Below are 10,031 nucleotides of genomic sequence, written 5' to 3' on the forward strand. Positions count from 1 at the left end.
TGCGGAGTTGTCATGAGCGGGGCCGCGAATCACTCGCTCGCCCCGCAAACCGTCGCTATCGATCGACTGTGCCGGTCTTAGCTTTCCAATTCGATGTCGATACCCAGCGAGCGGATTTCCTTCACCAGCACATTGAAGGATTCCGGCATACCGGCCTGCATGGTGTGGTCGCCATCCACGATGCTCTTATACATCTTGGTACGACCCTCGACGTCATCCGACTTGACGGTGAGCATCTCCTGCAGGGTGTAGGCGGCGCCGTAAGCCTCGAGCGCCCACACTTCCATCTCCCCGAAGCGCTGTCCGCCGAACTGCGCCTTGCCGCCCAGCGGCTGCTGGGTGACCAGCGAGTAGGAGCCGGTGGAACGCGCGTGCATCTTGTCGTCGACCAGGTGGTTGAGCTTGAGCATGTACATGTAGCCCACGGTCACCGGGCGATCGAACGACTCGCCGGTACGGCCGTCGTAGAGCGTCATCTGGCCGGAGTCCGGCAGATCGGCGAGCTTCAGCAGGTGCTTGATCTCGTGCTCCTTGGCGCCGTCGAACACCGGCGTGGCGATCGGCACGCCACCGCGCAGGTTCTTGGCCAGGGTGATGATCTCGTCATCGGTCAGGGAGTCGATGTCTTCCTGACGCGTTTCCTGGGTGTTGTAGACCTGCTTGAGGAAGCCGCGAATCTCGCTGACCTGCTGTTCACGGGCGTCGCGCAACATCCGGTCGATCTTGACCCCGAGGCCGTGAGCCGCCATGCCCAGGTGGGTCTCGAGGATCTGACCGACGTTCATGCGTGACGGTACGCCCAGCGGGTTGAGCACGACGTCGACCGGCTGGCCGTTGTCGTCGAACGGCATGTCCTCGATCGGCATGATCGCGGAGATGACACCCTTGTTACCGTGACGCCCAGCCATCTTGTCGCCCGGCTGGATGCGACGCTTCACCGCCAGATAGACCTTGACGATCTTGAGCACGCCCGGCGCGAGGTCGTCGCCCTGGGTGAGCTTGCGCTTCTTGTCCTCGAAACGCTCGTCCATCTCCTTGCGGCGGTTTTCCAACTGCTCGTCGGCCTGGGCGAGGAGCTCGTTGAGCGTCTCGTCCTGCATCCGCAGCTTGAACCACTGCTGGCGCGGCAGCTCGTCGAGATAGTCTTCGCTCAGGACATCGCCCTTCTTGAGCTTGGGCCCGCCATTGACTGGCTGGCCGTCCAGCGTGCGCTGGAGACGCTCGAAAGTCGCTTCCTCGGCGATGCGATAGGTCTCCTGCAGGTCACGCCGCACCTCGTCGAGCTGCTGTTGCTCGATGGAGAGCGCACGGGAGTCCTTCTCGACGCCATCGCGGGTGAACACCTGGACGTCGATGACGGTACCGCGCATGCCGGTCGGCGCGCGCAGCGAGGTGTCCTTCACGTCGGACGCCTTCTCGCCGAAGATCGCCCGCAGCAGCTTCTCTTCCGGCGTCAGCTGGGTCTCGCCCTTGGGCGTTACCTTGCCGACCAGGATGTCGCCGGCACCGACCTCGGCGCCGATGTAGACCACGCCGGCCTCGTCCAGCTTGCCCAGCGCCGACTCGCCCACGTTGGGGATATCGGACGTGATCTCTTCCGCACCCAGCTTGGTGTCGCGCGAGACACAGGTCAGTTCCTGGATATGGATCGTGGTGAAACGATCGTCCTCGACCACCCGCTCGGAGACGAGGATGGAGTCCTCGAAGTTGTAGCCGTTCCACGGCATGAACGCGAGGCGCATGTTCTGGCCCAGGGCCAGGTCACCCATGTCGACGGACGGGCCATCGGCGAGGATGTCACCCCGCGCCACCTGGTCGCCCGGGCGCACGATCGGGCGCTGGTTCTGGCAGGTGTTCTGGTTGGAACGCACGTACTTGGTCAGGTTGTAGATGTCGACACCGGCTTCGCCACCGATGATCTCATCTTCGTTGACCCGAACCACGACGCGCTTGGCGTCGACGGAATCGATCACGCCGCCACGACGGGCCACGGCGCAGACGCCGGAGTCACGCGCCACGAAGCGCTCCATCCCGGTACCTACCAGCGGCTTGTCGGCACGCAGGGTCGGTACCGCCTGGCGCTGCATGTTCGAGCCCATCAATGCGCGGTTGGCGTCGTCGTGCTCTAGGAACGGGATCAGCGCGGCGGCGACCGAAACCACCTGGCGCGGCGACACGTCCATCAGGGTCACCTTGTCCGGTGCCATGAAGGTGGTCTCGCCCTTGTGACGCACCTGGACCAGATCGTCGATCAACTTGTTGCTCTCGTCGACCGTCGCCGAAGCCTGAGCAATGATGAAGTCGCCTTCCTCGATCGCGGAAAGATGCACGATCTCGTCGGTCAGCTGGCGATCCACGACCTTGCGATACGGCGTCTCGAGGAAACCGTAGCTGTTGGTCTTGGAGTAGGTCGCCAGCGAGTTGATCAGACCGATGTTCGGACCTTCAGGGGTCTCGATCGGACACAGGCGGCCGTAGTGCGTGGCGTGAACGTCACGCACCTCGAAGCCGGCACGCTCACGGGTCAGACCGCCCGGCCCAAGCGCGGAGACACGACGCTTGTGGGTGACCTCGGAGAGCGGGTTGTTCTGGTCCATGAACTGGGACAGCTGCGAGGAGCCGAAGAACTCCTTCACTGCCGCCGCCACCGGCTTGGCGTTGATCAGATCCTGCGGCATCAGGCCTTCGCTCTCCGCCATGGAGAGACGCTCCTTGACCGCACGCTCGACACGCACCAGACCGACACGGAACTGGTTTTCCGCCATCTCGCCGACACAACGGATACGACGGTTGCCCAGGTGATCGATGTCGTCGACTTCGCCGAAGCCGTTACGAATGTTGATCAGCTCTTTGAGGACATCGAGGATGTCCTGGTTGTCGAGCACGCCGGAGCCGGTATCGGACTCGCGACGCAGACGACGGTTGAACTTCATCCGGCCGACGCCTGATAGGTCGTAGCGGTCTTCGGTGAAGAACAGGTTGTGGAACAGCGTCTCGGCTGCTTCCTTGGTCGGCGGCTCACCCGGACGCATCATGCGGTAGATCTCGACCAGCGCTTCCAGCGCGGAGCGAGTGGTGTCCACCTTCAGCGTATCGGAGATGAACGAGCCCGCGTCGAGATCGTTGGTGTAGAGCGTCTCCAGCTTGGTGACACCGCCCTGCCCCAGCTTCTCGACCAGTTCCGGCGTCAGCTCGGTATTGCACTCGCAGATCAGTTCGCCGGTATTGGCATCGACCTGATCCTTGGCCAGCGTCTTGCCGAACAGATAGTCCATCGGCACCTGCAAGCGCTCGATTCCGGCGCTTTCCAGCTGACGGATGTGCTTCTGGGTGATGCGGCGACCTTCTTCGACGATGACGTTGCCGTCGGTACCCTTGATGTCGAAGGTCGCGGTTTCACCACGCAACCGTGACGGCACCAGCTCGACGAAAATGCCGTCGCTTTCGATATGGAAAGTGCTGGTATCGAAGAAGGTCTCGAGGATCTCCTCGGCACTCATGCCGAGCGCGCGCATCAGCACGGTCGCCGGCAGCTTGCGGCGACGGTCGATACGCACGAAGACGTTGTCCTTCGGATCGAACTCGAAATCCAGCCAGGAGCCGCGGTAAGGAATGATCCGTGCGGAATAAAGCAGCTTCCCGGAGGAATGGCTCTTGCCCTTGTCGTGATCGAAGAACACGCCCGGCGAGCGGTGGAGCTGGGAGACGATAACACGCTCGGTACCGTTGACGACGAAGGTACCGTTCTCGGTCATCAGGGGGATCTCCCCCATGTAGACTTCCTGCTCCTTGATGTCCTTGATGGCCTTGTTCGAGGACTCTTTGTCGTAGATGATCAGGCGAACCTTGACCCGCAGCGGTGCCGAATAGGTCACGCCGCGCAGCTGGCACTCCTTGACGTCGAAAGCCGGGGTGCCGAAGCGATAACTGACATACTCGAGCGCCGCATTCCCTGAAAAGCTCTCGATCGGAAATACGGACTTGAAAGCCGCATGGAGACCGGTCTCGAGACGCTCTTCCGGCGCCCGGTCCTGCTGGAGAAAGTCGTAATAGGAATCAAGCTGGATGGCCAGCAGGTAGGGCACATCCATTACTTGAGGCAGTTTGCCGAAATCCTTGCGGATGCGTTTTTTCTCAGTGTATGAGTAAGCCATCTGTATTCCCCAGCTTGTTCACCATGGGTGACCGGTGCGTGGTCGGCGCTCCCTAACGCGGGCTACCCCCGTTAGGCGCTGACGGCAAGCCTCCCAACACAGGGAGCTCGCCGTCGGAATTCGTCTAGTGGCTACAATCCTGAACCGGGAGGTCGACCCCGGACCAGGCGTACTAACGCCAGGCTAGCAAAAACAGAAAAAGGCCGGCAGCGGGTAGGCCCGCCACCAGCCGTGGCGCTTACACAGCGCGTGAAGCCGTGAGCACAGAGTTACTTGAGCTCCACAGAAGCGCCAGCTTCTTCCAGCTTCTTCTTGGCTTCTTCGGCGTCGTCCTTGGACAGACCTTCTTTCAACGTCGCCGGAGCGCCGTCGACAGCGCCCTTGGCTTCTTTCAGGCCAAGACCGGTGATTTCGCGAACGACCTTGATGACGTTGACTTTCTTGTCACCGGCAGCGGTCAGAACGACGGAGAACTCGGTCTGCTCTTCGGCAGCAGCTTCACCGCCGCCGCCAGGACCGGCGACGACAGCGGCAGCTGCAGAAACGCCGAACTTCTCTTCCATTGCAGAAACCAGTTCCGCAACTTCCATCACGGACATTTCGGCAACGGCGTTGATGATGTCTTCTTGAGAAAGTGCCATTTTCAGATTCCTAAACTTTGCGGAGCCCCAGCCGGTATCGGCCAAGCGCTCATTAATTCAACAGTCGATCCAGTCTGCGCGAACGAGCTGCCAATCAGGCAGCTTCTTCCTGCTTCTGGTCGCGAAGTGCTGCAAGCGTACGAACCAGCTTGCCGGCAGAAGCTTCCTTCATGACGGACATCAGCTTGGCGATCGCTTCATCGTAGGTCGGCAGCGTTGCCAGACGGTCGATATCAGCAGCCGGGATCATCTCCCCTTCGTAAGCCAGCGCCTTGACTTCGAAATCCTTCTGCGTCTTGCCGAACTCCTTGAACAGCCGCGCCGCAGCGCCGGGGTGCTCGTAGGAGAAGGCCAGCAGCGTCGGGCCTGCGAAAGTCTCGTTCAGGCACTCCCATGAAGTCCCTGACAGCGCGCGGCGCGCCAGCGTGTTGCGAACAACACGAATCTGGACGCCATTCTCGCGAGCCTGTTTGCGCAGATCGGTCATTGCGCCAACGGTCACACCGCGAGAATCGGCAACTACGACGGAAAGAGCGTCCTTAGCGGCTTCACTGACCTCGGCAACAATCGCTTTCTTGCCTTCGAGTGCTAGTGGCACAGTGGTTACTCCTTCGTGCCGGGGCGACGGCGTCGCGACCCGGTGGTTACCATCTCTTTCACCCGTCTTCGGTGAAAGTCTTGGATGATGGCTGCACACCTGACTCGGCGAGCAACACCATCTGCGCAGGCCCCCGTTCGGGGCATTAAGTCAGCGGCTAGCGCTGTCACCTGCGGTCTTTGACGGTGCCCCGCCCCACTCCGTCAAGACGACGCGAGTCGTCGAAACAGCGCACGGGGACCGCAAAGTTATTGCCTGGTTATCGCCGGTCACGCGTAAGCGCTGTGATCGACGGTCAGACCCGGGCCCATGGTGCTGGACAGGGTCAGTTTCTTGAGATAGATGCCCTTGGACGTGCTCGGCTTGAGGCGCTTGAGGTCGTTGACCAGCGCTTCCAGGTTGCCCTTGAGCGCGTCAGCAGGGAAGTCGACCTTACCGATGGAGGCATGGATGATGCCGTTCTTGTCGGTACGGAAACGGACCTGACCCGCTTTGGCATTCTTGACCGCGGTGGCGACGTCCGGCGTCACGGTGCCGACCTTCGGGTTCGGCATCAGGCCGCGCGGGCCGAGGATCTGGCCCAGCTGGCCGACCACACGCATGGCATCCGGGGCAGCGACGACGACGTCGAAGTTCATGTTGCCTTTCTTGACGTCTTCGGCCAGATCTTCCATGCCGACGATGTCGGCACCGGCTTCCTTGGCGGCGTCGGCGGCAGCGCCTTGCGCGAACACGGCGACGCGGACGTCACGACCGGTTCCGTTGGGCAGCACGGTGGCGCCACGCACGACCTGGTCGGATTTACGCGGATCGACACCCAAGTTGATGGAAACCTCGACAGCTTCCTTGAACTTGACCGTGGACACTTCGGAGAGCAGCGCGACAGCTTCTTCGAGGGTGTGGACCTTGCCCGGCTCGACCTTCTCGCGAATCATCTGAGCGCGTTTTGTCAGCTTTGCCATGATCAGAGGCCCTCCACGTTGAGGCCCATGCTGCGAGCACTGCCAGCAATGGTACGAACGGCGGCGTCAAGACTGGCAGCCGTCAGGTCCGGCTCCTTGGTCTTGGCGATTTCCTCAAGCTGCTCACGAGTCACGGTGCCGACCTTGGTCTTGTTCGGCACGCCGGAACCGGATTTGATGCCTGCCGCTTTCTTCAGCAGTACGGCCGCCGGCGGCGTCTTGGTGACGAAGGTGAAGCTGCGGTCGGAATAGACCGTGATCACGACCGGCGTCGGCAGGCCCGGCTCAATTTCTTGAGTCGCGGCGTTGAACGCCTTGCAGAATTCCATGATGTTGACGCCGTGCTGACCCAGCGCGGGGCCCACGGGCGGACTCGGGTTGGCCTTGCCAGCTGCAACCTGCAGCTTGATGTAGGCCTGGACTTTCTTAGCCATTTTGAACTCCAGTCGGGTACGGACGCCTTGCGGCTCCCCAATTCAGCCGACACGACGGTCGGCAACGATAACGCAGCACCGAATGGCGCCGCGATGTACTCAGTGCACCGCCGGTTAGTCCTTGACCACCTGGACGAACTCCAGCTCTACCGGCGTCGAACGCCCGAAGATCAGCACGCTGACCTGCAGACGACTCTTTTCATAGTTGACCTCTTCCACGACGCCGTTGAAATCGGCGAAGGGGCCATCGACGACACGAACGGTCTCGCCTGGCTCGAAGAGTGTCTTGGGGCGTGGCTTGTCGGTGCCATCCTGGACGCGGCGCAAGATCGCATCCGCTTCTTTCTGAGTGATCGCGGCGGGCTTCTCCGGCGTACCGCCGATGAACCCCATCACGCGCGGTGTCTCATTGACCAGGTGCCATGTCTGTTCGTTCATCTCCATCTCGACCAGCACGTAGCCGGGATAGAACTTGCGCTCACTCTTGCGGCGCTTGCCGTCACGCATTTCGACGACTTCTTCGGTCGGCACCAGGATGTCACCAAACTGGTCTTCGACCTCGTAGAGCTTTACCCGCTCGATCAGCGAGCGCATCACCTGCTTCTCGAAACCGGAATAGGCGTGAACGACGTACCAACGCTTGGACATGAAAACTCCTAGCCAATGATTCCGGACATCGCCCAACCCAGGACGGTATCGATAAGCCACAGCAGCAGCCCCACGACGAGAACGGCCGCCAGTACGATCAACGTCGTCTGGATGGTCTCCTGTCGGGTCGGCCAGACCACTCGCTGAATCTCACGCTTGGAACCCCGCGCCAGATCCATCAATGCCTGCCCCTTTGCCGTGGTCAACGCGATCGCGGCGGCAACACCACAAATGACGACGACGCCCAGCACGCGGTATAGCAACGCCTGGTCCGCGAACCACGCATTGCCGCCAACCGCGACTGCCAGCAGCAACACCACGACGACCCACTTGGGGGTGTCGAAGCGTGACTCCTGCACCTCGGCGTTGTGCTTCATGAAAACTCCTCAACTCAAGGCGCGATAACCGAACAAGACAAGATATCAAATACAAGCCAGCCTGGGGAAGACTGGCAGGCCAGGAGGGAATCGAACCCCCAACCTGCGGTTTTGGAGACCGCTGCTCTGCCAATTGAGCTACTGGCCTGCAACTACACTTCCGAGAAGCACCCGGAAATTAGGAGGGCGCTATGATAGCGAAGAGATGCCAGAAAAAGCAATCCCATCCGGCATTTTTCTTTCTCACCAAAAAAGCGAGCTCCTGGCTCGCTTTTCGCACATCAGCATCGATGATTGAAATGGAGCTCATGGACGGAATTGAACCGTCGACCTCACCCTTACCAAGGGTGTGCTCTACCCCTGAGCTACATGAGCCTAAATCACTTCAACATCAAATGGAGCGGGTAGTGGGAATCGAACCCACACCATCAGCTTGGAAGGCTGAGGTTCTACCATTGAACTATACCCGCCTACCCGCTCTGACTTCGGCTTGCCGAAACAGACCGGCAAAACTACCGCAATAAAACTGGTGGAGAGGGAAGGATTCGAACCTTCGAAGCTTTCGCGGCAGATTTACAGTCTGCTCCCTTTGGCCACTCGGGAACCTCTCCATAACGGCGACAGATTTTACACTGCCCCTCATTGATGTCAAGCGCCTGTTTTTATTGCGATAACAGGCTCAGACATCAATGGCCTTGCGCACAAAGCGGGGCGCATTGTGTCAAAGCAGGATGCCGAATGCAAGCTCGAATGCCATCTTTTCGCCCAACCCCTGCCCCACCCACGCCATGTGGCGTCGATTCCCCTTTCCGTCCATTACCGGCTGCTGACCGGGTCACACCGGCCGAATGCTTATCTCGCCCCCCGTGAGGGCCTGCAGACCAGCTTCGGACTTCACGATCAGATTGCCGCTATGGTCCACTTCAACGGCTTCGGCGGTATAGGACGTTGCCCCCTGGTGAATCTGGATGGATCGCCCCGCGTAGGCATGCCGCCTGTTCCAGTCCGCTCGCCAGGCGCCGAAACCCTGGCGCTCGAATTCGGGCAGCATCATCAGTAGCGACTCGATCAACGCCGCCGCGAGATGATTACGCGAGGGCGTGTGCACCACGTCGGCTAGCGCGCCTACTGGCTGCCCCGCGGCTTCTCGAACGGTATCGCTTGCAGAGACGTTGAGGCCAATCCCAATGACCACTTCGCAAGGTCCCTCCACATCCCCGGTTACCTCAAGGAGAATACCGGCAAGTTTCTGCCATTCGCCATCGACGGCAAGCAGAACGTCGTTGGGCCATTTCAGAGCGACGTCGACCCCCAGATCGCTGGCGACGTTAGCCAGAACCACCCCGACGGCCAGGCTCAACCCCTCGAGGGCCGCCACGCCAGACTCGAATCGCCAACCCACCGACAGGATCAGGCTCGCCCCCCAACTGGTACTCCAGACCTTCCCACGGCGGCCGCGCCCCGCTGTCTGGCTCTCCGCAAGGCACACTTCGCCGTGACCCGCGCCATGGCGAAAGCGATCACGCAGAAACGTGTTGGTAGAGTCGAGAACGTCCTCGACGAAAAGGCGTTTGAGATGGCGTCGGGTTGCGGCCGACAGCCGAGAGACGATGCAGGCGCCGTCGAGCGACTCCAGCGGATTGACCAGTCGATACCCCCGCCCCTTGACCGCCTCCAGCGGCAAGTCCATCGCCTCCAGCTTCTTGAGCTGTTTCCAGACTGCAGTACGGGACACACCGAGACGCTCACCCAACTGCTGGCCGGAATGGTAGTTGCCGTCACTGAGCAAACGAATCAGGTCACCGATACTCATCAGGATACGCCTAGCGCCAAAACCGATATTCTAGCGAAGTTCGCAGTTTATCGATAACGCAGCCCTCAGCGATGATCCGCCGGACAAAGCCAAACCCCGGCTTCTTCCGAAGCTGGGGTTGAATAGAAGCCTGGCGATGACCGAGGCGGCGCCCCGCGACTTGACTCGTCTTATCCCGAGCCCAGCCCTTCGGGCCCGCCGACGCGGCTCCTGGTTGCTCCCGACGCTCGCTCCAGGGGAACTCCCAGATCGACTCCATTTCTGGCATGGCCTGAGCGCCGAGATAGAAGCTAGACGGGTATCCGGACGGCGCTCTGCGATTGTCACGCGGGTCGATCCGCGTCGCGGCCTCACGGGTCAAGGACGGGCCCGTCTCTCTTCCGAGGGTGCCGCCATAAAAAAAC

Annotated in this window: 8 protein-coding genes and 4 tRNA genes; all 12 read right to left on the bottom strand. The window is 60.9% G+C overall.

What is annotated here, in order from left to right:
• Positions 1 to 77: 77 nt before the first annotated feature.
• The gene (rpoB, locus tag DOM54_RS16495) at positions 78 to 4,154 is read right to left on the bottom strand and encodes a DNA-directed RNA polymerase subunit beta (RefSeq protein ID WP_110717372.1); all 4,077 of its coding nucleotides are present in this window, start codon (positions 4,152 to 4,154) and stop codon (positions 78 to 80) included.
• Between the two features lie 269 nt (positions 4,155 to 4,423).
• The gene (rplL, locus tag DOM54_RS16500; RefSeq protein WP_110603290.1) at positions 4,424 to 4,795 is read right to left on the bottom strand and encodes a 50S ribosomal protein L7/L12; all 372 of its coding nucleotides are present in this window, start codon (positions 4,793 to 4,795) and stop codon (positions 4,424 to 4,426) included.
• A gap of 94 nt (positions 4,796 to 4,889) precedes the next feature.
• Entirely contained in the window at positions 4,890 to 5,393 is a 504-nt protein-coding gene (rplJ, locus tag DOM54_RS16505) for a 50S ribosomal protein L10 (RefSeq protein WP_110710468.1), read from the bottom strand.
• 269 nt (positions 5,394 to 5,662) lie between these two features.
• Positions 5,663 to 6,355: a 50S ribosomal protein L1 gene (gene rplA, locus DOM54_RS16510; protein ID WP_110717374.1), complete on the bottom strand. Its 693-nt coding sequence runs from the start codon at positions 6,353 to 6,355 to the stop codon at positions 5,663 to 5,665.
• A 2-nt stretch (positions 6,356 to 6,357) separates the two neighbouring features.
• Entirely contained in the window at positions 6,358 to 6,789 is a 432-nt protein-coding gene (rplK, locus tag DOM54_RS16515) for a 50S ribosomal protein L11 (RefSeq protein ID WP_110603284.1), read from the bottom strand.
• A 114-nt stretch (positions 6,790 to 6,903) separates the two neighbouring features.
• The gene (nusG, locus tag DOM54_RS16520) at positions 6,904 to 7,437 is read right to left on the bottom strand and encodes a transcription termination/antitermination protein NusG (protein ID WP_110603282.1); all 534 of its coding nucleotides are present in this window, start codon (positions 7,435 to 7,437) and stop codon (positions 6,904 to 6,906) included.
• Positions 7,438 to 7,445: 8 nt separating this feature from the next.
• Positions 7,446 to 7,814, bottom strand: coding sequence for a preprotein translocase subunit SecE (secE, locus tag DOM54_RS16525; RefSeq protein WP_110717375.1), 369 nt, complete (start codon positions 7,812 to 7,814; stop codon positions 7,446 to 7,448).
• Between the two features lie 72 nt (positions 7,815 to 7,886).
• Positions 7,887 to 7,962 (bottom strand) — tRNA-Trp (locus DOM54_RS16530).
• A 152-nt stretch (positions 7,963 to 8,114) separates the two neighbouring features.
• Positions 8,115 to 8,189: transfer RNA gene (locus DOM54_RS16535), tRNA-Thr, on the bottom strand.
• A gap of 21 nt (positions 8,190 to 8,210) precedes the next feature.
• Positions 8,211 to 8,284: transfer RNA gene (locus DOM54_RS16540), tRNA-Gly, on the bottom strand.
• Between the two features lie 57 nt (positions 8,285 to 8,341).
• A tRNA-Tyr gene (locus tag DOM54_RS16545) sits at positions 8,342 to 8,425 on the bottom strand.
• Between the two features lie 224 nt (positions 8,426 to 8,649).
• Positions 8,650 to 9,627 (bottom strand): biotin--[acetyl-CoA-carboxylase] ligase, encoded by a 978-nt coding sequence (locus DOM54_RS16550; RefSeq protein WP_110717377.1) that lies wholly within the window; start codon positions 9,625 to 9,627, stop codon positions 8,650 to 8,652.
• Positions 9,628 to 10,031 lie beyond the last annotated feature (404 nt).

It is taken from the genome of Salinicola acroporae (assembly GCF_003206615.1).
Taxonomy (GTDB): domain Bacteria; phylum Pseudomonadota; class Gammaproteobacteria; order Pseudomonadales; family Halomonadaceae; genus Salinicola; species Salinicola acroporae.

Bases quoted from the DNA above. Each gene is read 5' to 3' on its own strand.
- rpoB (WP_110717372.1), bottom strand. From the start codon at position 4,154: ATGGCTTACTCATACACTGAGAAAAAACGCATCCGCAAGGATTTCGGC.
- rplL (WP_110603290.1), bottom strand. From the start codon at position 4,795: ATGGCACTTTCTCAAGAAGACATCATCAACGCCGTTGCCGAAATGTCC.
- rplA (WP_110717374.1), bottom strand. From the start codon at position 6,355: ATGGCAAAGCTGACAAAACGCGCTCAGATGATTCGCGAGAAGGTCGAG.
- rplK (WP_110603284.1), bottom strand. From the start codon at position 6,789: ATGGCTAAGAAAGTCCAGGCCTACATCAAGCTGCAGGTTGCAGCTGGC.
- nusG (WP_110603282.1), bottom strand. From the start codon at position 7,437: ATGTCCAAGCGTTGGTACGTCGTTCACGCCTATTCCGGTTTCGAGAAG.
- secE (WP_110717375.1), bottom strand. From the start codon at position 7,814: ATGAAGCACAACGCCGAGGTGCAGGAGTCACGCTTCGACACCCCCAAG.
- DOM54_RS16550 (WP_110717377.1), bottom strand. From the start codon at position 9,627: ATGAGTATCGGTGACCTGATTCGTTTGCTCAGTGACGGCAACTACCAT.